This is a genomic window from Streptomyces sennicomposti (genome assembly GCF_019890635.1).
Classification (GTDB): domain Bacteria; phylum Actinomycetota; class Actinomycetes; order Streptomycetales; family Streptomycetaceae; genus Streptomyces; species Streptomyces sennicomposti.
In genome coordinates, this window is the sequence record NZ_JAIOAB010000088.1 from 1 (window position 1) to 21,239 (window position 21,239).

The 21,239-nt window shown below is 75.8% G+C and carries 16 protein-coding genes; 7 read left to right on the forward strand and 9 right to left on the reverse strand.

Going from position 1 to position 21,239, the window contains the following annotated elements; all coding sequences use genetic code 11:
* Positions 1–1,478 precede the first annotated feature (1,478 nt).
* Entirely contained in the window at positions 1,479–2,468 is a 990-nt protein-coding gene (locus K7787_RS29790) for a helix-turn-helix transcriptional regulator (RefSeq protein WP_223003537.1), read from the forward strand.
* A 28-nt stretch (positions 2,469–2,496) separates the two neighbouring features.
* Here K7787_RS29790 and K7787_RS29795 read toward each other — a convergent pair whose 3' ends face one another.
* From K7787_RS29795 to rsgA, 3 genes are all read right to left on the reverse strand, one after another.
* Positions 2,497–3,069, reverse strand: coding sequence for a methylated-DNA--[protein]-cysteine S-methyltransferase (locus tag K7787_RS29795; RefSeq protein WP_372456705.1), 573 nt, complete (start codon positions 3,067–3,069; stop codon positions 2,497–2,499).
* Positions 3,066–4,463, reverse strand: coding sequence for a bifunctional transcriptional activator/DNA repair enzyme AdaA (locus tag K7787_RS29800; RefSeq protein ID WP_223003549.1), 1,398 nt, complete (start codon positions 4,461–4,463; stop codon positions 3,066–3,068). The genes K7787_RS29795 and K7787_RS29800 overlap by 4 nt, the downstream gene beginning before the upstream one ends.
* A 756-nt stretch (positions 4,464–5,219) precedes the next feature.
* Entirely contained in the window at positions 5,220–6,407 is a 1,188-nt protein-coding gene (gene rsgA / locus K7787_RS29805; protein WP_223003538.1) for a ribosome small subunit-dependent GTPase A, read from the reverse strand.
* Between the two features lie 338 nt (positions 6,408–6,745).
* On the opposite strand from rsgA, the gene K7787_RS29810 reads away from it, so the two are divergent.
* Together K7787_RS29810 and K7787_RS29815 are read left to right on the forward strand one after the other, a co-directional pair.
* Positions 6,746–7,033, forward strand: a complete 288-nt coding sequence (locus K7787_RS29810) for a metal-sensitive transcriptional regulator (RefSeq protein WP_009191323.1) — start codon at positions 6,746–6,748, stop codon at positions 7,031–7,033.
* Between the two features lie 258 nt (positions 7,034–7,291).
* Positions 7,292–7,747, forward strand: a complete 456-nt coding sequence (locus K7787_RS29815) for a Crp/Fnr family transcriptional regulator (protein ID WP_019984985.1) — start codon at positions 7,292–7,294, stop codon at positions 7,745–7,747.
* A 25-nt stretch (positions 7,748–7,772) separates the two neighbouring features.
* On the opposite strand, the gene K7787_RS29820 is transcribed toward K7787_RS29815, so the two are convergent.
* The 4 genes from K7787_RS29820 to K7787_RS29835 all read right to left on the reverse strand — a co-directional run bounded on the left by K7787_RS29820 (position 7,773) and on the right by K7787_RS29835 (position 14,821).
* Positions 7,773–8,729 (reverse strand): pyridoxamine 5'-phosphate oxidase family protein, encoded by a 957-nt coding sequence (locus K7787_RS29820; RefSeq protein WP_223003539.1) that lies wholly within the window; start codon positions 8,727–8,729, stop codon positions 7,773–7,775.
* Positions 8,730–8,827: 98 nt separating this feature from the next.
* On the reverse strand, positions 8,828–11,212 hold the full coding sequence (locus tag K7787_RS29825) for a phosphoketolase family protein (RefSeq protein ID WP_223003540.1): 2,385 nt from the start codon (positions 11,210–11,212) through the stop codon (positions 8,828–8,830).
* Positions 11,213–11,543: 331 nt separating this feature from the next.
* Entirely contained in the window at positions 11,544–13,055 is a 1,512-nt protein-coding gene (locus K7787_RS29830; RefSeq protein ID WP_223003541.1) for a cellulose-binding domain-containing protein, read from the reverse strand.
* Positions 13,056–13,462: 407 nt separating this feature from the next.
* A complete protein-coding gene (locus K7787_RS29835) occupies positions 13,463–14,821 on the reverse strand; it encodes a radical SAM protein (RefSeq protein ID WP_223003542.1) in 1,359 nt (452 codons plus the stop codon).
* A 209-nt stretch (positions 14,822–15,030) separates the two neighbouring features.
* Here K7787_RS29835 and K7787_RS29840 point away from each other — a divergent pair, with 209 nt between their 5' ends.
* The 3 genes from K7787_RS29840 to K7787_RS29850 all read left to right on the forward strand — a co-directional run bounded on the left by K7787_RS29840 (position 15,031) and on the right by K7787_RS29850 (position 17,811).
* Positions 15,031–16,281, forward strand: a complete 1,251-nt coding sequence (locus K7787_RS29840; protein ID WP_223003543.1) for an FAD-binding protein — start codon at positions 15,031–15,033, stop codon at positions 16,279–16,281.
* Positions 16,282–16,372: 91 nt separating this feature from the next.
* Entirely contained in the window at positions 16,373–17,002 is a 630-nt protein-coding gene (locus K7787_RS29845; RefSeq protein WP_223003550.1) for a TetR-like C-terminal domain-containing protein, read from the forward strand.
* Complete coding sequence (locus K7787_RS29850) at positions 16,999–17,811, forward strand: alpha/beta fold hydrolase (protein WP_223003544.1); 813 nt, start codon at positions 16,999–17,001, stop codon at positions 17,809–17,811. The genes K7787_RS29845 and K7787_RS29850 overlap by 4 nt, the downstream gene beginning before the upstream one ends.
* An 84-nt stretch (positions 17,812–17,895) precedes the next feature.
* On the opposite strand, the gene K7787_RS29855 is transcribed toward K7787_RS29850, so the two are convergent.
* The gene (locus K7787_RS29855; RefSeq protein WP_223003545.1) at positions 17,896–18,264 is read right to left on the reverse strand and encodes a VOC family protein; all 369 of its coding nucleotides are present in this window, start codon (positions 18,262–18,264) and stop codon (positions 17,896–17,898) included.
* Positions 18,265–18,474: 210 nt separating this feature from the next.
* On the opposite strand from K7787_RS29855, the gene mmuM reads away from it, so the two are divergent.
* On the forward strand, positions 18,475–19,401 hold the full coding sequence (mmuM, locus tag K7787_RS29860; protein ID WP_223003546.1) for a homocysteine S-methyltransferase: 927 nt from the start codon (positions 18,475–18,477) through the stop codon (positions 19,399–19,401).
* Between the two features lie 147 nt (positions 19,402–19,548).
* On the opposite strand, the gene K7787_RS29865 is transcribed toward mmuM, so the two are convergent.
* Positions 19,549–21,153: a carboxylesterase/lipase family protein gene (locus K7787_RS29865; RefSeq protein ID WP_223003547.1), complete on the reverse strand. Its 1,605-nt coding sequence runs from the start codon at positions 21,151–21,153 to the stop codon at positions 19,549–19,551.
* Positions 21,154–21,239 lie beyond the last annotated feature (86 nt).

A 21,239-nucleotide genomic window follows, 5' to 3' on the forward strand; every position in this document is an offset into this window, starting at 1 on the left:
CGCGCCGGAGGCGGTGACGGTGACCGCCGGAACACCTCCAGACCGGTGTCGGTGACCGCCACCACCACACCGCGGCCGTCGGTCGCGTCGGCGGTGCGCCGCACCAGCCCGTCCCGCTCCATGCGGCGGCGGCGGTGATGACGGGAGCGGGGGTGCGGAGGGCCGTGGGGGTGACGTGGGGCGTGCGGGCGCGGCGGTGCGCGGGTCCTCGGGGGTGGTGTTCGCCGTCACTGCGCTGTCCGCCGTCCGGGCAGTGTCCGCCGCAGGGACGGTGTCCGGCGTGAGGGCGGTGTCCGGCGGAGTGGTGTCCGCCGGGGCGCGCGCACCGGCGTACGCGCCCCCGGCGGGCTCGCCGGGCGCGGGCGCGGCAGGAGGCGCGGGCGAGGGTACGGGCGGGGGCGCGGTCGCGGGCTCGGGTGCGGGTGTGGTGGGCGGCTCGGGCGGAGGCGTCGGGCCGGGGGCGAAGGGCGCCGGGCGGGGGGCGGTGGCCGGTGCGGTGTCCTGCGGCGCGCGGCGCCACCAGTCCGGGCCGGGGTCCGGCGGCGGGGCGGCGTGGGCGCGGTCGGACTCCCGCGCGTCGGAGGCGCCCGCGGTCGTCCAGGGGCGGCCGGGGTCGGGACCGAAGCCGAGTGCGCGGTCCACGCCCCGCGGAGACTCGCCCGACGGCTCGGCGGTCGGGCCGGCGGTCGGGCCGGGAGCCGTCCCGCCGGGTTCCTCGGGCGGCGGCGCGGCCGGACCGGACGATGCCCCGCCAGCCGACCCGTACGGCGTCTCCGCCGCCGGGCCGGTGGTGCGCGGTGCGGGTACGGCCGTCTCCGGCGTGGGCGAGGGCGGACGTTCCCCGAACGAGAACCACTCCTCGTCCCGGCCCCGCCCGTCCCCCTCGGGACCGTCGCCCTCGGCACCGGCTCCCGGCGCCCCGGGGCCTTCGGCCCCGTCCAGCGCGTCGGCGGCCGAGGCGAAGCGGTCGTCCAGGGAATCGGCCGCGGCCGTCGGACCCGTGTCCTCGGTGGAGTCGTCGTACAACTGCCTCCACCAGTCGTCCTCGTGACCGGTGGGCCTTCCCCCCTGCTGGCTCATGCCCTCAATAATCCACCGCGGGGGGCTCGGGAAAACGGGGCAACGGGAAAATCCGGCGGGCGCCCGCCCCGCGAACGGACCCCTCGGGTGATGGCTCGCACTCCCGTACGAAACAAAGCCGCCGGGCGGTCCCACCCCCCACGGGAGAACCGCCCGGCGACACCTGGGCGACCCGGTGCCGGGTCACGACTGGACGGCCGCCGCACGCAGCCGGCGTCCACGCAGGCCACGGCCTCCGGGGCGGCACATCGATGCTTCGGTGATGCCACCTTGTCAGGAGGACCACCGGTACCGCGATGATGTTGGAAGGCGGGTTTGCGCCGTGGCCGTTTTCCGCCACTGACGGGCCCGCCGCGATCACCGTGGCAGAGCGCCCGAATGGGGAGGGACGGCAGCCGATGCTGGCAGCGATAGGTCTGGACGAGCGGCACGAGTCGGCGTACCGGGCACTGGTGTCCGTGGGCGCCGCCGAGGTGCCCGATCTCGCGCGGCGGCTGATGCTCGGCGAGCGGGACACCGAGCGCGCGCTGCGCTGCCTGGAACGGCACGGCCTCGCGGCGCAGTCCTCCGCACGGCCCGGCCGCTGGGTCGCCGCGCCCCCCGGGGTGGCGCTGGGCGCACTGCTCACCCAGCAGCGGCACGAACTGGAGAAGGCGGAACTGGCCGCCGCGCTGCTCGCGGAGGAGTACCGGGCGGCGGCGGCCGAACCGGCGGTGCACGATCTGGTGGAGGTGGTCACCGGCGCGCCCGCCGTCGCGCAGCGCTTCCTCCAGCTCCAGCTGGGCGCGAACGAGGAGGTGTGCGCGCTGGTCACCGACAACCCGGTCGCCGTCTCCGGCAGTGAGAACGACGCCGAGGAGCAGGCGGCCGGGCGCGGTGTGCGCTACCGGGTGGTGGTCGAGCGCGCGGTGCTCCACCAGCCGCACGGCATCACGGAGCTGACGGCCGCGCTGGGCCGGGACGAGCAGGTGCGGGTGGTGGACGAGGTGCCGACCAAGCTGGTGGTGGCCGACCGGTCGCTGGCGATGGTGCCGTTGACGACGCACTCGGCGGAGCCGGCCGCGCTCGTCGTGCACGCCAGCGGTCTGCTGGAGCTGCTGTCGGGGCTGTTCGAGTCGGTGTGGCGCACCGGGCTGCCGCTGCGGCTGGGCGCGTCCGGCGTCACCGAGCAGGGCCCGGACGGCCCGGACGCCACCGATCTGGAGGTGCTGTCGCTGCTGCTGGCCGGGCTCACCGACGCGAGCGTGGCCAAGCAGCTCGACCTGGGCCTGAGGACCGTGCAGCGCCGGGTGAAACGGCTGATGGAGCTGGCCGGGGTGACCACCCGGCTGCAACTGGGCTGGCACGCCTACGAACGCGGCTGGGTGGCCCGGGAACGGCAGCGCTGACGAGGGGCGTTCGGGGAGAGCGCGGGGCTCAGGGGGTGAGGGCTCCCTCCAGGCCGAGCAGCCGTGTCTTGCGCTCCAGACCGCCCGCGTACCCGGTGAGGGAGCCGTCCGCGCCGATCACGCGGTGGCAAGGGCGCACCACCAGCAGGGGGTTGGCGCCGATCGCCCCGCCGACGGCGCGAACCGCCGCCCGGGAGGCCCCGATCCGGGCCGCGATCTCGCCGTACGTGGTGGTCGCGCCGTACGGGACGGTGTCCAGGGCGGCCCATACGCGTTCCCGGAAGGCGGTGCCGGAGGTGTGCAACGGCAGTGTGAACTCCTTGAGTTCGCCGGCGAAGTAGGCGCGCAGCTGTTCCTCGGCCGCGCGGAAGGGCCCGGCGTCTTGCCGCCAGTCCGCCTGGACCGTGCGCCCGCCCTTCTGGCCGGGCACGGACAGCGAGGTCAGGGCGCCGTCCGGGTCGGCGGTGAGGAGCAGCGGCCCGAGGGGGCTGTCGAGCCTCGTCCAGTACGTGGTGGCCGGGTCGGGCGGCGTCATGGGGGCCGTCGCGGCGGCGGCGATGGCCGTGGTGTCGTGGGTGGGCTCATGGCCGGTGGTCGTCATCGGATCTCCGACTCCCCTGCTGCGCGCAGGTGGTTGAGGGCGTAGGAGCGCCAGGGGCGCCAGCTGTCGGGGGTGTGCGCGTCCGGCGGGGCCGCGTCGGGGTCGCCGAGGGCGCGGGTGCGGATCGCGGCGACGGTGGCCGCGTCCAGGCCGGGCAGGGCGAGCAGCGCGCGGTGCGCTGCGTCGCGGTCGGCGCCGGGGTCCAGCCGGACGTCGCCGTCGGCGAGGGCGGCGGTCAGGGCGCCCAGGGGGCCGTGCGGTTCCGCCTCGGCGAGGACGGACGGTTCGGGGAAGAGGTGGGTGAGGCTGCCGCAGGGGGCGTCCAGCGTCTTGCCGTAGCGGCGTACCAGCTCGGCGGCGGCCGCGGGGCCCGCCAGCGCGCGGACCGCGGCCTCCTCGGGGTCGGCGGTGCCGGGCGAGCGCAGGCCGGGGCGGGCCGCGACCAGCGGGGCCAGCCGGGGGTCCGCGCCGAGCCGCTCGTCCACGGCGTACGGGTCGGCGTCGAGGTCGAACAGCCGGCGCAGCCGCTGTACGGCCGTGGTCAGGTCGCGCGGGTCGGTCAGATGCAGCCGGCCCTCCAGCCAGCCGCCCGGCCGGGCGCCGGAGGCGGCCCTGGGCGCGCCGGTGCGTTCGGCGACGGCGGCGATCCCGGCGCCGTGGGGCAGGCGCAGGGTGCGCCGGTACGTCCGCGCGCCCGGCCGCCCGCTCACCTCCTCCACCCCGGGCACGGCCTCGCGCTGGAGCAGGTCGAAGACGGGACCGGCCTGGTAGGGGCCGCGGTGGGCGAGGCGCAGCGGAATCCCGGCGGTGGGCGCGGCGGCCGGGCGGCGCCGGGTGCGGGGCGCGGCGGCGCGCAGTTCGCTGGGGGTGGCGGCGTAGACGGCGCGGACGGTGTCGTTGAACTGCCGTACGCTCGCGAATCCGGCCGCGAAGGCGATCTGGGTGACCGGCAGGTCGGTGGTCTGGAGCAGGACGCGTGCCGTGTGGGCCCGCTGGGCGCGGGCGAGGGCGACGGGTCCGGCGCCGAGTTCGGCGGTGAGCTGCCGCTGCACCTGCCGGGCGCTGTAGCCGAGCCGGGCGGCGAGCCCGGCGACGCCCTCCCGGTCGATCACGCCGTCGCCGATCATGCGCATCGCCCGGCCGACGACGTCGGCGCGGACGTTCCAGTCGGCGGAGCCGGGCACCGCGTCCGGCCGGCACCGCCGGCAGGCGCGGAAGCCCGCGCCCTGGGCGGCGGCGGCCGTGGCGAAGTACCGCACGTTGTGCCGCTTGGGCGTCACGGCGGGGCAGCTGGGACGGCAGTAGATCCCGGTCGTCTCGACGGCGAAGAAGAACTCACCGTCGAACCGCCCGTCCCGGCTGCGCACCGCCTCGTACCTGCTGTCCTCATCCATCACACTGCCCAGTGTCCGCCCTCGGCGCGCCCGGGACTGGCGGGAATCGGACATCGCGGTGCGGGGGCCGTCACGGGGGGCGCGGCGCCCGTACCGCCGGCGACGTCTTGTCGGCCGGGGCCGGGGGCCCCACCCGCCAGGGCGGGAGGCCCCGGGGACCGGGCCGGGGGCCAGGACCGGGGGCCAGGACCGGGGGCCGGGACCGGGGTCGACGCCCGAGGCCTGGGCTCAGCGGCCGGCCCGCCCTCCAGGACCGGGGCCGGGGCCGGGGCCCGAAGCCGGGGTCAAGGTGCCAGGCCCGAGGTCGAGGGCCGGGACGCGAGGCCCGGGGGCCGAGGCCCACGCCCGAGGCCGGGGCCGGGGCCGGGACGCGAGGCCCGGGGCCGACGCCCGGGGGCCGGGGCGCGAGGCCGAGGCCCGGCGGCTGGCCCGCCCGCCAGGGCCGGGGCCGAGGTGCCAGGCCCGGGGCCGAGGCCGGGGCGCGGGGGCCGAAGCCGACGCCCGAGGCCGGGACCCGGGCGCGAGGCCCGAGGCCGACGCCCGGGGAGCCGGCGCGCGAGGCCCGGGGCCGAGGCCAGGGTCCGGGCTCGAGGCCCGGGGCCGAGGCCCGGCGGCCGGCCCGCCCGCCAGGGCCAGGGGCCGGCACGGGCCGCCAGGGCCGGGGGCCAGCACGGGCCGCCAGGGCCGGGGGCCAGCACGGGCCGCCAGGGCCGGGGGCCGGCACGGGCCGCGTGGGCCGTGACGGCCCACGCGGCCCTACCCCCGGCGCCCCCGCTTCGCTGCCGCCGCCGCGCGGCCCTCCGCGCCCTTTCGTTTCCAGTCGCGGCGGATCTCCGCGCGCAGCCGCGCGTCGGACTTGGCGGTGATCCACTGGTTCTCGCGCATCAGCTTGCGGTAGCTGTCCAGGCGGCGTTCGGGCAGGGCGCCGGTGTCGACGGCGGCGAGGACGGCGCAGCCGGGCTCGCTGTCGTGGGCGCAGTCGTGGAACCGGCACCGCGCGGCCAGCTCCTCGATCTCGGCGAACACCTGCCCGACCCCGCTCTCGGCGTCCCACAGGCCGACCCCGCGCAGCCCCGGCGTGTCGATCAGGACGCCACCACCGGGCAGGACGAGCAGGTTCCGGGTGGTGGTCGTGTGCCGGCCCTTGCCATCCACGTCACGAATGTGCTGGACGCCCATCACGTCCTCGCCGAGGAGCGCGTTGGCCAGCGAGGACTTGCCGGCGCCGGACTGCCCGAGCAGGACGGAGGTCCCGTCGGCGACGGCGGCGGCGAGCACGTCGAGCCCGTCCCCGGTCAGCGCGCTGACCGCGAGGACCGGCACCCCGGGCGCCGTCGTCTCCACGTCCCGGACGAGGTACGACAGCCCCACCGGGTCCGGTACGAGGTCGGCCTTGGTCAGCACGACCAGCGGCTGCGCCCCGGACTCCCAGGCCAGGGCGAGGAACCGCTCGATGCGGCCGAGGTCCAGCTCGACGGCGAGGGAGACGGCGACGACCGCGCGGTCGACGTTGGCGGCGAGGATCTGCCCCTCGGACCGCTTGGAGGAGGTGGACCGGACGAAGGCGGTACGGCGCGGCAGATACGACCGTACGTAGCGCGGGTTGCCGCCGGGTTCGACGGCGACCCAGTCGCCGGTGCACACGACCCGCAGCGGATCGTGCGGGGTGACGAAGGCGGTGTCGGCGCGCAGCACACCGCCCGCGGTGATCACGTCGCACTGACCGCGGTCGACGCGGACGACCCGGCCGGGCAGGAGCCCCTGCTCGGCGTGCGGGGCGAACTCGGCCGCCCAGCCCTCGTCCCAGCCGTAGCCGGAGAGCGGGTGCGGGGAGGAGGCGGAGACGGACGTCCCCGCGAAGAAGGCTGCGGAGGATGAGGAGGCCTCGGAAGGAGACGTCTCGGAGAAGGAAGCCTCGGGGGAACCGGAAGCGGAGGAAGACAAGGGAAACCCTTCACAAGGGCGGCCCCGGCCGCCCGCGCCGCCTGGCGCGGGGGAAGTGGTGGGTCAGCCGGAGGCCACGGAGGTGGAGTGGACGATCCTCTGAACGCGGGCAGCGCCCTTCGCAAAGACAGCCATCGGTCACACCTCCTGTCGCACAACCTCGTCGGCAGCGGCGGCCGACGGCCACCGCGTGAAGCGACGCCCACTCTAGAAGGGCCCGCATCCGGCCGCCACGGGTTTTTCCGCGCGGTTACCGTCCTTCCGGGACAGTGGGGTGTTCGACGTCGGCCCGAAACGGGACGTACAGTACCCCCAGGGGTATGTCGCTAGGAGTGATCGTGGAACTGGAGCTGGACGGCACCGACCTCAAGGCCGTACTGAACCGGCTGCGCCGCGCGCAGGGCCAGATCTCCGGGGTCATCCGGATGATCGAGGAGGGCCGGGACTGCGAGGAGGTCGTCACGCAGCTCGCCGCCGCCTCGCGCGCCCTGGACCGGGCCGGTTTCGCCATCATCGCGACCGGTCTGCAGAAGTGCGTCGCCGACATCGAGTCCGGCCGCAGGAACGGCGAGGACGCCGCGGCGATGCGGGCCCGCATGGAGAAGCTGTTCCTGTCCCTGGCATGACCGACGGCGGGCTCACGCCGTCTCCTCGCGCGGTGCGCACAGCGACGCCGAGCCCCCGACCGCGAGGAGGCGCGGCGCCACGAGCACGACGCTCACACCTCTGCCGCCGCCCGGGCCGAACGGCCCTCCCCCGGGGCCGAGCGACCCGTGGCGCACCGTGCCGCGCGGTCGCAAGCTGAAGTCGGCAGCGGCCCGCACGCCGGTACGGGGCCGGTCCGCAGCCGATACGGGACCGAGGGACACGAAGGAGCCGCAGCGATGACCTCCACCACCACCCTGACCGGAGCCCTGCCGGCCGAGCACCGCGCACGGCTGACCGACCTCGCCCGCGAGGTGTCCTTCGACGTCGGCGCCCGGCTGTTCGAGGAGGGGCGGCACGCCGACCGGTTCTGGATCGTCCGGACCGGGACCGTCGCCCTCGACCTGCACGTCCCCGGCCGCCGCGCCGCCGTGATCGAGTCCCTCGGGCACGGCGAACTCGTCGGCTGTTCCTGGCACTTCGCGCCCTACGTCTGGCAGCTCGGCGCCGAGGCGGTGACCCCGGTGCGGGCGCACGAGTTCGACGCGGAGACCGTGCGGACGCTGTGCGCGCAGGACCACGAGTTCGGCCACGCGGTGGCCTGCTGGGTCGGCGCGGTCGTCGTCCACCGGCTGCACGCGGCCCGCGTCCGTCTGCTGGACCTCTACGCCCCCTACGGCAGCGGAACCAGGTGAGCGCGCTCCCCCTCCGGCTCCTCCCCTAGGGCTCGGCCGGTGTGATGCGGCGGCCCGTGACGCGGGCGGTGCGGATGCGCACCCACAGGGTGCGCCGGCCGCCCGCCCAGGGAGTGGAGTGCGCCCGCTCCTCCAGCCGGCGCACCGCCTCCGGGTCGGTGACCGCCTCCGCGGGGCCGACCACGAGCACGCTCCAGCCCCGGCTGAGCGCGTCGTCCACGTGATCGACCTCGAAGGCGACCTCCGTGCCGAGGGCGGCGGCCGGGGCCGCGTCGGTCGCGGTGCGGAAGACGACGTCGCCGTCGATCACGTCGTAGTTGACCGGCAGGACGGCCGGGCCGTCCGGGGTGGTGAGCCCGATCCGGCCCACTCCGTGCGTGGACAGCAGTTCCCTGCTCTCGTCCTCGCCGAGGTCCGTCAGCAGCGGGTGCAGCAGCGCGTGGCCCTGGCCGGGCGGCAGGTCCTGGTCGCCGCCGCGCAGCGCGTCGAGCGTGGTGCCGAGCGCGTCGGCCAGCCGCAGCAGCGTCGCCGGGCTGGGGTCCGACGGGTGTTCCTCCAGATAGGACAGGTACTGCGGCGACATCCGGGCCCGGGCGGCCGCCTCCGCCACGCTGAGCCCCTGCCGCTCCCGTGCGGCCGTCAGCCGCCGCCCGATGTCCCCGGGCCGCCCCGCCCGCGCCCCGCCGCCGGAGGGCGCCCCCTCCGGCGCCGGGGCCGGTGCCGAGGGCTCCCGACGCCCGTGGGCCACCGGCTCAGCCTGGCCCGTCGGCTCAGCCTGGCCCGTCGGCTCTCCGTGGCCCACCGGGTGGACGTGGGCGTCCGGGCCGGGGAAGACGAGGGTGATCTCGCCCGTGTCCGACCAGCGCACGTCGTACGGCGGGGTGCCGTCGTCGTGGTGCAGGCCGACGATCTCGCCGTCGCGCCGGGTGACGCCGGTGACCGGGCTTTCCACCACGAGCCGATCGCCTAGCTGAGCGTGCATGACCATGCCTCCCTCAGGGACCCGCTTCCCAGGATCGCCCGCCGCCGTGTCCGGCACCAACGGGCCGCCCCGGGGCGCGGGTCCCCCGTGTCGTCGTCTCAGCCGTCCCAGGACCAGTCCGCCACCTCGGGCAGGTCCACCCCGTGCTCGCGGATGTACGCGTGGTGGCGCAGCCGGGTGTCCTCCATGCGCTGGCGTACGGCAGCGGCGCGCACCGCGAGGCCGGGGACGCGGTCGATGACGTCCATGACCAGGCGGTAGCGGTCGAGGTCGTTGCTGACGACCATGTCGAACGGCGTGGTGGTGGTCCCGATCTCCTTGTAGCCGCGCACGTGGAGGTGGCTGTGGCCGTTGCGCCGGTAGGCCAGGCGGTGGATCAGCCACGGGTAGCCGTGGTAGGCGAAGATCACCGGCTTGTCGGCGGTGAACAGGCCGTCGTACTCGAAGTCGGACATGCCGTGCGGGTGCTCCCCGCTCGGCATCATCCGGGCGATGTCCACGACGTTGACCACCCGCACCGCCAGCTCGGGCAGCTCGCGGCGCAGCAGTTGCGCGGCGGCCAGCACCTCGAGGGTGGGCACGTCGCCGGCGCAGCCGAGGACGACGTCGGGTTCGCGGCTGCCGTCCTCGGTGCCGGCCCAGTCCCAGACGCCGGCGCCGCGCGCGCAGTGCACGACGGCCTCGTCCATGGAGAGCCAGTCGAAGGAGGGCTGCTTGCCGGCGACGATCACGTTGACGTAGTCGCGGCTGCGCAGCGCGTGGTCGGCGACGGAGAGCAGGGTGTTGGCGTCCGGCGGGAAGTACACGCGGACCGCTTCGGGGCTCTTGTTGAGGATGTGGTCGACGAAGCCGGGGTCCTGGTGGGAGAAGCCGTTGTGGTCCTGGCGCCAGACGTGCGAGGTGAGCAGGTAGTTCAGCGAGGCGATGGGGGCGCGCCAGCCCAGGCGGCGGGTGGTGCGCAGCCACTTGATGTGCTGGTTGACCATGGAGTCCACGATGTGCACGAAGGCCTCGTAGCAGGAGAACAGTCCGTGCCGGCCGGTGAGGAGGTAGCCCTCCAGCCAGCCCTGACAGGTGTGTTCGGAGAGGATCTCCATCACCCGGCCGTGCCGGTCGAGGTGTTCGTCCACGTCGAGGGTCTCGGCCTGCCAGGCCTTGCCGCTGGCCGCGTAGACGGCCTGGAGGCGGTTGGAGGCGGTCTCGTCGGGGCCGACCAGGCGGAAGTCGCGCCGTTCGGCGGTCGCTTGCATGACGTCCTCCAGCAACTCGCCGAGGACGCGGGTGGGTTCGTGCATGCTCGCGCCGGGCTTGTCGACGGCGACGGCGTGCTTCTCCAGCGGGGGCATGGGCAGTTCGCGCAGCAGCAGGCCGCCGTTGGCGTGCGGGTTGGCGCCGAGCCGGCGGGCGCCGTGCGGGAGGGCGGCCAGGACCGCCGGGCGCGGGACGCCGTGCTCGTCGAAGAGTTCCTCGGGCCGGTAGGAGCGCAGCCAGGCTTCGAGCTGCCGCAGGTGCTCGGGGTTGTCGCGGACGGCGGCGAGGGGGACCTGGTGGGCGCGCCAGGTCCCCTCCACGGGCAGGCCGTCCACCTCGGCGGGGCCGGTCCAGCCCTTGGGGGTGCGCAGCACGATCATCGGCCAGCGGGGCCGCTCGGTGGCTCCGTCCTCGCGGGCGGCGCGCTGGATGGCGGCGATGCGGTCGGCGGCGGTGTCCAGGGCGGCGGCCAGGGCGCGGTGCACGGCCGCCGGGTCGTCGCCCGTGACGTGCAGCGGGTCGTGGCCGTAGCCGCGCAGCAGTTCGTCCAGTTCGGCCTCGGGGAGCCGGGCCAGGACGGTCGGGTTGGCGATCTTGTAGCCGTTGAGGTGCAGGATCGGCAGGACCGCGCCGTCGTCCACCGGGTCGAGGAACTTGTTGGAGTGCCAGGACGCGGCCAGCGGCCCGGTCTCCGCCTCGCCGTCGCCGATGACGCAGGCGACCAGCAGGTCCGGGTTGTCGAGGGCGGCGCCGTAGGCGTGGGAGAGGGCGTAGCCGAGTTCGCCGCCCTCGTGGATGGAGCCGGGCGTCTCGGGGGCGACGTGGCTCGGCACCCCGCCGGGGAAGGAGAACTGCTTGAACAGCCGCGCCATGCCGGCCGCGTCCCGCGTCACGTCCGGGTAGGTCTCCGTGTAGGAGCCCTCCAGCCAGGAGTTGGCGAGCACGGCCGGCCCGCCGTGGCCCGGCCCCCAGACGCACACCGTGTCCAGGTCGCGGTTCTTGATCAGGCGGTTGAGGTGGGTGTGCACGAGGTTGAGGCCGGGCGAGGTGCCCCAGTGGCCGAGCAGCCGCGGCTTGACGTGCTCCGGGCGCAGCGGCTCGGTCAGCAGGGGGTTGGCCATCAGGTAGATCTGGCCGACGGCGAGGTAGTTCGCGGCACGCCAGTGGGCGTCCAGTTCCGCTAGCTCCTCGTCCGTGAGTGCGGCCGGCGCCTGCTGCGTCTCGACGGACATCGGGATTCCTTCCTGGGGACTGCGGCGGTGGGCGTGCTGCGCGCGACATGCCACGTGGCACACCCTCCACCCTCGGGGGCCGCCCGGGTACCCGACAGGGCCGTTCGGGTCACACTCGAAGGGCGAGCGGTCCGGGTGCGGTGGGGTCCGTCGGACGCGGGGACGGATTCCGGCCGGGCGGCCGTACGGCCGCGGCCCGCGTCGGGGGCCGCCGTGGCCCGCACCGGATGCCGAGCGCCGCCACGGCCCGCGCCGGACGCCGGGCGCCGCCGCGGTCACCGCCCGGGCGGCGTCGCCCCCGCGCCGACGTACCCGCGCCGGCGTACCCGCGTCAGGCGACCGCGCAGTCCCGGCCGTTGAGGCTGAAGGCGTACGGCGTGGAGTTCGCGCCGTGGCGGTCGGCGACGAAGCCGAAGGCGAAGGTGCCGCCCGCGGCGACCGAGCTGTTGTAGTCGGTCGCGCCGGCGGTGACCCGGGGGCCGCTCTGGGCGGCCTCGGCGTCCCACATCTGGCCGACGCGCTGGCCGTCGCGGAAGGTCCAGGCGACGCGCCAGGTGTCGAGGGCGCGGGCGGTGGTGACGGTGACGGTGGCCTGGAAGCCGTCGGTCCACTCGTTGACGACCCGGTAGCGGACCTGGCAGGCGGCGGACGGCTCGCTGCTCGCCGGGGCGGGCGGGTCCTCGCCGGCGGTGGGCGAGGCGGTGCCCTGCGGTTCCGGGTCGGGGTCGTCGTGGGCGGGTGCGCGCGCCGTGCCGGTCGCGGTCGGCCGCCCGGCGGAGGGGGCCGGCGAGGAGGGCGGGGCGGCCGTGGCGTCCGGGCTCGCGCCGGCCGAGGGGCCGGTGGGCAGCGGGAGGATGCCGGGGTCGGCCACCGACTGCCGGCCGCCGTCGCTCCGCGCGGCGTCGTTCGCCTTGCCGTCGAACGGCATCAGCGACACGGTCAGGGCCAGCGCCGACAGCGCGACGGCGGCGGCGAGCAGGCTGCCGCGCACCACCCGGGCCCGGCCGCCGCCGTCCCCGGTCTCGCCGCCCGCCGCCACGGGCGGCCGGGGCCCCAGCCGTGCCTCGGCGGCGCGGCGGCGGCGCTCCAGATAGGCGAGGCCGCCCCAGCCGATGACGCCGCCGGCCAGCGCGGCGGGCAGCGCGCCGCCGTGCGGGCGCAGACAGGCGGCGGCTTCGGCGCAGCCCACGCAGGTGGCGAGGTGCCGGGAGAGGTCCTCGGGGGCCTCGGCGGCTGCCGCCGCCGGGCGGGTGACGGCGTCCAGCAGCCGGGCGTAGCTGCGGCACTCGGCGTCCATCGGGGTGTCGAGGTGGTCGCGGCGGCAGCGGTCGCGGAACAGGGCCCGCACCTGGTCCAGTTCGCCCGACACGGCCGCCGGGTCCAGGCCGAGCCGGCGGGCCACCACGACCAGCGGCAGGGCCTCCACCTCGGTGAGCCACAGCAGCGCGGCGTCCGCCTCCTGGAGGTCCCGGAGGGCGCGCAGGGCGAGCGGGCGGTGCAGCGGCGGGCCCGGATAGCGGGCGGCCTGCGGGGAGTTGAGCCACAGCCGCAGATCGGGGTCGAGCCGGTGGCCGAGGCCTTCGGCCTCCCAGGCGGCGGCGGTGGTGCGCACCGCGGTCAGCATCAGCGGGATCGCGGGCAGCCGGGGCGTACGGCGGCCCCGGGACGCGCCGGCGTCGGCGGCGCGCACCTCCCGCACCCCGAGTGCGAACGCCTCCGTGGCCAGATCGTGCGCGGCGGCGGAGCCCGCGGTGCACAGGTCGGCATAGGAGAGGACGGCGTCCCGGCATTCGTCGAACAGCGCGGCCTCGGTGGCGTCCTGGGGGCTCGGCCGGTCGGGCATGGCTCTCCTGCGTCCACGGATGCGAGAGTCGACCGACCCTCGGGGATAAGCAGTTGGGTTCGCCTCGCAGCGGAGCAAGAGCCTTTCACGGCTCCTGCACAACTGACAAGCCGATCATCCGGATGCCGTCACGCACATCGCGTCGCGCGACCGCGCACCGTCACCGCCGACCTGCTCCGCCCGAGCCGTTGAAACGCCCGGCGAGGTGTCCGGCGGTGGCCGGTGGTGTCCGAAAAGCTACACCGCCGCCCGCCGGGACGCCGCCCCCTCGCGAACACCATTTCCGCGCGCCCCCGCCACCGCCGGGGCGCCGAGCACCCTCGCCCGCCGCCTCTCGCCGTGCCGAACACCCTCGCCCGCCGTCCCTCGCCGTGCCGAGCGCGCTCGCCCGCCAGTCTCCCGTGGCGCTAAGCGCCTTCGCGCGCCGTCTCCTTGACGCCCTCGTCGCTCGCGGGGCCGGAGTCGGCGGCCGGGAGGCTGTCCATGAAGGAGCTGACCGAGAAGACCGCGCGGCCGGGTCCGGGCGGGCCGTAGCCGGGGGGCGAGGAGAGGCCGAAGTCCTCCATGGTCTGGCGGTAGGCCTGGAGCAGCCGGATGTGGTACTCCAGCGGCGCGCCCTGCGGGTTGGCCTTGCCGAGCGGGGTGGTGGGCTCGGGGCACCAGGTGGTGAAGCGGGGCGTGATGCCGTGCGACATGAAGAAGCGCAGGCCCTCGGTGGTGGAGGCGATGGCCTCGTCGACGGTCTTGAAGCCGAACGGCTCGGCCATCTCCACGCCCGCCACGAAGTTGGGGATCACATTGCGCGCGCCGAACACGTCGGCGGAGTCCAGGATGCGCTTGTGCCACTCGTCGCGGCCGACGTAGCGCTCCTTGCCGGGGCAGTACATCTTGAACAGATACTCGTCCCACACCTCGAAGTTGGGGTGGTAGATCTGTACGCCGTAGTCCTTGAAGCGCTGCACGTCCGCCTTGGGCAGCGCCTGCGCGACGACCTTGCCGATCCAGCGGCCGGGGAAGCGCTCCTCGATGGCCTTGGCGTAGTGGCCGTAGAAGTCGGCCTCGTCGCGCCCGGAGACGGTCTTGGTGATGGCGCCGCCGGTGAGGGTGTAGGCGGTGGACGCCTTCTGGGTGTCGTAGCGGTCGATGATCTCCAGGGCCTCCAGCACCTCCTCGACGTCCTTCACACCCGTGTAGGGGCGGCCGGCCGCCTTGTGCTGGCGCCAGTTGTGGTTGATGTCGCAGTACTGGCACTCCTCCTTGGCGCCGAAGTACTGGCAGACGCGGAAGACGGTGAGGTAGATCAGGTAGCCCCACTGGATGGTGGGGGCCACCTCCATCACGGACTTCCCGTTGGAGAGGGTGTGCCGGTAGTACTCGGGCATCGGCGGCACGCCCACGTCGGCGATGCGCCGGCCGTCGAGGTAGAGGCCGAGCACGCCGTCCTCGTCGGCGGCCACCCGGTAGGGCGAGGCGGGGTTGACCCGTACGGAGACGACGGTGCGCCGCAGGTCGTACGGGCCGCCGGTGAGGATGATCTCCTCCGGCGGGCGGCGCAGCGCGGCCTCGCCCAGCTCGGGCAGGGTGCCGTGGTCGAAGGAGAAGATGAAGTACGACTTCGGCTTGACCTCGCCGTTCTCGTTGTCGCTGAGCGCGGAGGGGTCGAAGGCCACCCCACCCCGCAGCAGGTCCTCCTTGAAGACCGCTTCCCGCGGTACGTGCGGGAAGCGGTCCATCAGATCCTCGACCAGCGCGGTACGGCTGCCCATCCCGTCTCTCCTCCTGGCTCGTACGTACGACTCCTCACGGTATGCCCCCGCCCGCGGGCGGGCCGTGCCGGGTCCCCCCAGTGGGGCGTGCCATGGCCCGACCCTAATTAGTATTGTCACTTTACAAATGACGTGACACTGTCGGGGCACGGGCGCCGCAGGGGCCCATGGGCCCGCCCAAGGGCCAGCGCCGTGGGAAGGACGACAGGATGACCGGGACCGGGACCGTGACGAACTGGGCGGGCAACGTCGCCTACACCGCCAAGGAGGTGCACCGGCCGGAGTCGGCCGGTGCCCTGCGGGCGCTGGTCGCCGGCAGCGCGAAGGTGCGCGCCCTCGGCAGCGGGCACTCCTTCAACGAGATCGCCGACCCCGGTCCCGACGGCGTCCTGCTCTCGCTGGCCGCGCTGCCCGCGGAGGCGGACGTCGACACGGCGGCCCGCACGGTCCGGGTCGGCGGCGGGGTCCGCTACGCGGAGCTGGCCCGGCGGGTGCACGCGCACGGCCTCGCGCTGCCGAACATGGCCTCCCTGCCGCACATCTCGGTGGCCGGCTCGGTCGCCACCGGCACCCACGGCTCGGGCGTGGCCAACGGGCCGCTCGCCTCGGCGGTGCGCGAGGTGGAGCTGGTCACGGCCGACGGGACGAGTGCGACGATCGCCCGCGGGGACGCCCGGTTCGACGGGGCCGTCACCTCCCTCGGCGCGCTCGGCGTCGTCACCGCGCTCACCCTCGACCTGGTGCCGGCCTTCGAGGTGGAGCAGCACCTGTTCACCGAACTGCCCTTGGAGGGGCTGGACTTCGAGGCGGTGGCGGGCGCGGCGTACAGCGTGAGCCTGTTCACCGACTGGCGCGACCCCGGCTTCCGGCAGGTGTGGCTCAAGCGGCGCACGGACGATCCGCTGCCCGCCTTCCCGTGGGCGGCGCCCGCGAAGGTCGCCCTGCATCCGGTGCCCGGGATGCCGGCCGGCAACTGCACCGAGCAGTTCGGCGTGCCCGGCCCCTGGCACGAGCGACTGCCGCACTTCCGGCCGGAGTTCACCCCGAGCAGCGGCGCCGAACTCCAGTCGGAGTACCTGCTCCCGCGCACCCACGCCCTGGCCGCGCTGCACGCCGTGCATGAGATCCGCGCGGCCGTCGCGCCCGTGCTCCAGATCTGCGAGGTGCGCACCGTCGCCGCCGACGCGCAGTGGCTGAGCCCGAGCCACGGCCGGGACACGGTGGCGCTGCACTTCACCTGGATCGAGGACACGGCGGCCGTGCTCCCGGCGGTACGACGGGTGGAGGCCGCCCTGGAGCCGTTCGACCCGCGCCCCCACTGGGGCAAGGTGTTCACGACGCCGGCCGCCGCGCTGCGCGGACGGTATCCGCGGCTGGCCGACTTCCGCGCGCTGGCGAGGGAGTTGGACCCGGCGGGGAAGTTCGCCAACGCGTTCGTGGCAGGGCTGCTGGACGGCTGACGGCCGCCCGGGCACACCGTCCGAACGCCGGCCGGCTTCCTGGGCTAGGCTTCTGCCTAGAGGCCCTAGGGGCCCGGGGAGGTGGTCCGTGGTGGTCCGTGTCGGGCTGAGCGTGGAGCGGCTGGTCGCGGCCGCCGCCGACCTCGCCGACGAGGTCGGGTTCGACCACGTCAGCCTGTCGGCGCTGGCCCGGCGGTTCGGGGTCAAGGACGCGAGCCTCTACTCGCACGTGCGCAACCTCCAGGAACTGCGCACCCGGGTCGCCCTGCTGGCCGGCGGGGAGATGATCGACCGGATCGCCGCCGACGTGGCCGGACGGGCCGGGAAGGACGCGCTGCGGGCGTTCGCGGGCGCCTACCGCGCCTACGCGCTCGCGCATCCGGGCCGGTACGCGGCCACCCAGATCCGCGTCGATCCCGCCCTGGCCGCCGACTCCCCCGCCATGCGCCGCACCGCCGAGATCACCTACGGCATGCTGCGCGGCTACGGCCTGACGGAACCCGATCTGACCGACGCCGTACGCCTGCTGCGCAGCACCTTCCACGGCTACTGCGCGCTGGAGGCCACCGGCGGCTTCCACGCGGCCAGGGACGTCCAGGCGTCGTGGGACAGGGCCGTGGACGCGCTGCACACGGCGCTCACCCACTGGCCGCGCGAGACGCCCGGGCCACACGAGGCGCCCGGGGCGCTTGAGGCTCCCGAGGAGGGACCCAGAGCATGACCGACCTGTACTACGACGTGCGCGGCACCGGACCGGTGCTGCTGATCCTGCCCGGCGGCGCCGGCCACCCCATGGGGCTCGAACCGCTGACCGACCGGCTCGCCGAGCGCTTCACGGTCGTCACGCACGACCCGCTCGGCCTCGCCCACGGGCGGCTCGGGCAGCCCGTCGCCGACCAGCGGGTCGAGGAGTGGAGCGAGGGGGCGCGCCGGGTGCTCGACGCGGTGCTGCCGGCGGGCGAGTCGGCGTACGTCCTCGGCACCAGCGCGGGCGGTGTCGTGGCCCTGGACCTGGCGGTCCGGCACCCCGGGCGGCTGCGGCACGTGGTTGCGCACGAGCCCCCGTGCGTGACGGTGCTGCCGGACGGGGAACGCCAACGCGCCCTGTTCGCCCGGGTGTACGACACGTACCGGGCGGCGGGCCCGCAGGCGGCCGGAGCCCTGATGGGCGCCGTACTGACGGAGACGGCGGCCACGGACGCGACCGGCACGGCGACGACGGAAGCGCCCGTGGACGGGCAACCCCTGTCCCCCGCCGAGGAGTCGGCCTCCCCCATGGCCCTGTTCCTGGCCCATGTGCTGCGGCCCTTCACCGCGTACGCGCCGCCCGCGCGCCCCGTCGAGGCGCCGCTGACCGTGGCCGCCGGGGCGGACTCGGCCGGTCAACTGCTGCACCGGACCGCCGCGCTGCTGGCCGAGCGGTGCGGCGGGGTGTTCGCCGAGTTCCCCGGCGGGCACATCGGCGCCGTCGAACGGCCCGAGGCGTACGCGGACCGACTGACCGAGGTGCTCGGCTTCCCGACGCACTGAACTGCCGCGCGCGGCAAGGCCGGAGACGCACGCGCGGTGGGGTTGCGGTCACCCGCGCGCCGACACCGGGGGACTCCGGCCCGCTCAGCCCTGGCGTTCCTTCGCGCTGCGCTCCACGCAGAACTCGTTGCCCTCCGGGTCGGCGAGCACCGCCCAGCCCTTGCCGTCCGGGGTGCGGCGGTCGTCGACCAGGGTGGCGCCGAGGGCGAGGAGCCGTTCGACCTCCTCGTCGCGGGTGCGGTCCTGCGGCTGGAGGTCGAGGTGCACCCGGTTCTTGACCGTCTTGGCGTCCGGCACGGTGATGAACAGCAGCCCGGCGCCCTCGATCAGCACCTCTTCGTCGCCCGGTGCGTTGTCCCCGTGGACGGGGAGGCCGAGGGCCTGCGACCAGAAGCCGGCCAGGGCGTAGGCGTCGGCGCTGTCGATCGTCACATGGTGGATCGCTGAAGTCATGCGGGGATTGTGACAGGCGCCTCCGAGGGCGTCATGCGGGTTACGGCCGGTCCCGGGCCCGTCACCCCGGCGCTGCCCCGCGGGCGCACGCCGGATGCCCGCGCCCGCGTGGGCGGTCCGTTCGATGCGGGCGCCGATCGAGCGCCTGGCATGCGGATGCCCGTGCCCGCGTGGGCGGTCCCTTGCTCCGGAGCGCCCTACCGTCGTGGCATGACCAGCAAGACCTCCCCCGACCTGGCCGCCGCGCTCGCCGCCGGAACGCTGGTGCTCGACGGCGGCCTGTCCAACCAGCTGGAGACCGCCGGGCACGATCTGGGCGACGCCCTGTGGTCGGCACGGCTGCTGGCCGAGCGGCCCGAGGCCGTCACCGAGGCGCACCTCGCCTACTTCACCGCGGGCGCCGACGTGGTGATCACGGCGAGCTACCAGGCCACCTTCGAGGGCTTCGCCCGGCGGGGGATCGGCCGGGAGCGGGCGGCCGCGCTCATCGCGTCCGGCGTGGACCTCGCCCGGGACGCGGTACGGCGGGCACGCGCCCAGGGCGTCGCGCGGCCGCTGTGGGTGGCCGCCTCGGCCGGTCCCTACGGCGCGATGCTCGCGGACGGCTCGGAGTACCGGGGCCGCTACGGCCTCACGGCCGGCGAGCTGGAGCGCTTCCACCGGCCCCGGCTGGAGGTGCTGGCGGCCGCCCGGCCGGACGTGCTGGCCCTGGAGACGGTGCCGGACGCCGACGAGGCGCGGGCCCTGCTGCGGGCGGTGCGCGGGCTGGGCGTGCCGGCCTGGCTGTCGTACACCGTGGCGGGCCCGCGCACCCGGGCCGGGCAGCCGCTGGAGGAGGCGTTCGCACCGGCCGCCACGGCGGACGAGGTGATCGCGGTGGGCGTGAACTGCTGCGACCCAAAGGACGCGGACGCCGCCGTGGCGACGGCCGCGCGGGTGACCGGCAAGCCGGTCGTCGTCTACCCCAACAGCGGCGAGGCCTGGGACGCGGGGGCACGGGCCTGGTCCGGCCGCCCGTCCTTCCACGCCGACCGGGTGACCCGCTGGCGCGCCTTTGGCGCCCGTCTGATCGGCGGCTGCTGCCGGGTGGGCCCGGAGACGATCACGGAGATCGCCCGGACCCTGTCGGACGGCTAGGGCCCGCTCTCCCGGACTCGCTCCCGCTCCCCCTTCCCGGGCCGTTCCCCCCTTCCCGGGCGGGTCGCGCGGACGCCTCGCGAGTGGGCTGACGTCGGTCTTCACGGTGGCCGTGATGCCGGGCCGTACGGGCGTGCCCGTGCCGGGTCAGGCGCCGCGGACTCCGCCGGAGCCGGAGCGGCGCAGGCGGCGTATCACCGCGCGGAGTTCCGCGGCCCGCGCGGGGGAGGTCGTCTCCGGTGGGGGCGGCGGGGTCTGGGCGGGAGGCGCCGGGCGGGCCGCGGGGGTCGTCGTCCACAGGGCGAGTTCCGCGTCCCGGGGGCCGTGCCCGGTGCGCGGGGGGCCGTCGCCGAAGATCCGGACCGGGTGGGCCGGGTCCCAGGCGGCCCAGCCCGGGTCGCCGTCGGCGGCGAACCGGACCCACGCGGCGTGCATCGCGTCGGCCAGCTCCTGCGGGGCGCCCTCGCCCGCGAGCCGGCGGGAGTCCGGCACATCGCCGGTGTCGAAGACGAACCCCAGCTCCAGCGCGTGGCAGGAGCCGAGGCCGGGCAGGCGCGAGGGCCACGCGAACTCGTAGAGGTACGCGTTCCCAGGGCGGGCGTCGGCCAGGCGCTGGAGCGGGCGGCGCAGCAGGTGGTCCGTGACCAGCTGGCCGACGATCTCGGCGGCGCCGGCCCCGGGGCGCAGCGCACGGTAGCCGCGCACCACCTCGTGACCGCAGTGGCAGCGGGCCATGGCGCCGGCCAGGGCGACCGCGCCGAGCCGGTCGACGCGCTCCAGCAGACCGCCGGGCACCAGCCACAGCCGGTACTCGTCGCGCGTCCAGCCCATGAGCAGGTCGGCGTCGCGCGCCGCCTCACCGGCCAGCAGCGCCTCCAGGGGGTCGCGGGGCACGAGGTCGCCGTCCACGACGATCCCGAAGGCGGGGCCGCCGAGGACCGGGCTGCTCATCCGGCCGACCTCGGCCTGGGTGCGCAGCAGCAGATCGCGGTCGACGGCGGCGAACGCCTCGGCGGTGGCGGGCACCTTCAGCCGGGTCGCCATCCGCCGCACCATGCGCCGCACCTTGTCCCGGTCGGACGCCTCCGGCGGCCCGCTCTGCAGGACGGCGCGCCGGAACAGCCCCTGCGCCTGCGGGGCGGCGATCAGCGCGCCGACGCTGATCGCACCGGCCGACTGGCCGGCCAGAGTGATCCGGTCCGGGTCACCGCCGAACGCCGCGATCGACTCGTGCACCCACTTCAGCGCGGCGAGCTGGTCGCGCAGTCCGGCGTTGGCGGGAGCGTCCGGGAACAGTCCGTACCCCTCCACACCCAGCCGGTAGTTGACGGAGACGAGGACGACGCCGTCGCGGGCGAAGGAGTGCCCCTCGTAGACGGGGACGGCGGAGGAGCCGCGGGTGAACGCGCCGCCGTGCAGCCACACCAGCACGGGCAGCCGGGCGCCGGGGCCGGGCTCGGGCGTCCAGACGTTGAGGTTGAGGCAGTCGTCGCCGGGGACGGCCGGGTCGGACAGGTACTGCGCGAAGGCCTCCGAGTACGGCGGCTTGGGCGCGGTCGGCCCGTACGCGCCCGCGTCGCGCACCCCGTCCCACGGCTCGGGCGGCTCGGGCGGCCGGAACCGGCGGGGGCCGAAGGGGGGCGCCGCGTACGGGATGCCCCGGAACACGGCCACCCCGTGCTCGTACCTGCCGCGTACCGCCCCGTGAGGCGTTCCGACCACGGGGTCCGTCCGGTCTGCCGCTGCCGCCATACGCCCACCAGCCCTTCGCCGCGCCCGCTCCACCGCGCTCGCGCACCGGTGACACCAGAGCACCACAACGGCGCGCGGTGCCCCGC

Coding starts and splice junctions, on each gene's coding strand:
- K7787_RS29820 (WP_223003539.1), bottom strand. CDS start 8,729: ATGCACGCTCAGCTAGGCGATCGGCTCGTGGTGGAAAGCCCGGTCACC.
- K7787_RS29790 (WP_223003537.1), top strand. CDS start 1,479: ATGCTGGCAGCGATAGGTCTGGACGAGCGGCACGAGTCGGCGTACCGG.
- K7787_RS29865 (WP_223003547.1), bottom strand. CDS start 21,153: ATGGCGGCAGCGGCAGACCGGACGGACCCCGTGGTCGGAACGCCTCAC.
- K7787_RS29850 (WP_223003544.1), top strand. CDS start 16,999: ATGACCGACCTGTACTACGACGTGCGCGGCACCGGACCGGTGCTGCTG.
- K7787_RS29855 (WP_223003545.1), bottom strand. CDS start 18,264: ATGACTTCAGCGATCCACCATGTGACGATCGACAGCGCCGACGCCTAC.
- mmuM (WP_223003546.1), top strand. CDS start 18,475: ATGACCAGCAAGACCTCCCCCGACCTGGCCGCCGCGCTCGCCGCCGGA.
- K7787_RS29835 (WP_223003542.1), bottom strand. CDS start 14,821: ATGGGCAGCCGTACCGCGCTGGTCGAGGATCTGATGGACCGCTTCCCG.
- K7787_RS29800 (WP_223003549.1), bottom strand. CDS start 4,463: ATGGATGAGGACAGCAGGTACGAGGCGGTGCGCAGCCGGGACGGGCGG.
- K7787_RS29815 (WP_019984985.1), top strand. CDS start 7,292: ATGACCTCCACCACCACCCTGACCGGAGCCCTGCCGGCCGAGCACCGC.
- K7787_RS29840 (WP_223003543.1), top strand. CDS start 15,031: ATGACCGGGACCGGGACCGTGACGAACTGGGCGGGCAACGTCGCCTAC.
- K7787_RS29795 (WP_372456705.1), bottom strand. CDS start 3,069: ATGACGACCACCGGCCATGAGCCCACCCACGACACCACGGCCATCGCC.
- K7787_RS29825 (WP_223003540.1), bottom strand. CDS start 11,212: ATGTCCGTCGAGACGCAGCAGGCGCCGGCCGCACTCACGGACGAGGAG.
- K7787_RS29830 (WP_223003541.1), bottom strand. CDS start 13,055: ATGCCCGACCGGCCGAGCCCCCAGGACGCCACCGAGGCCGCGCTGTTC.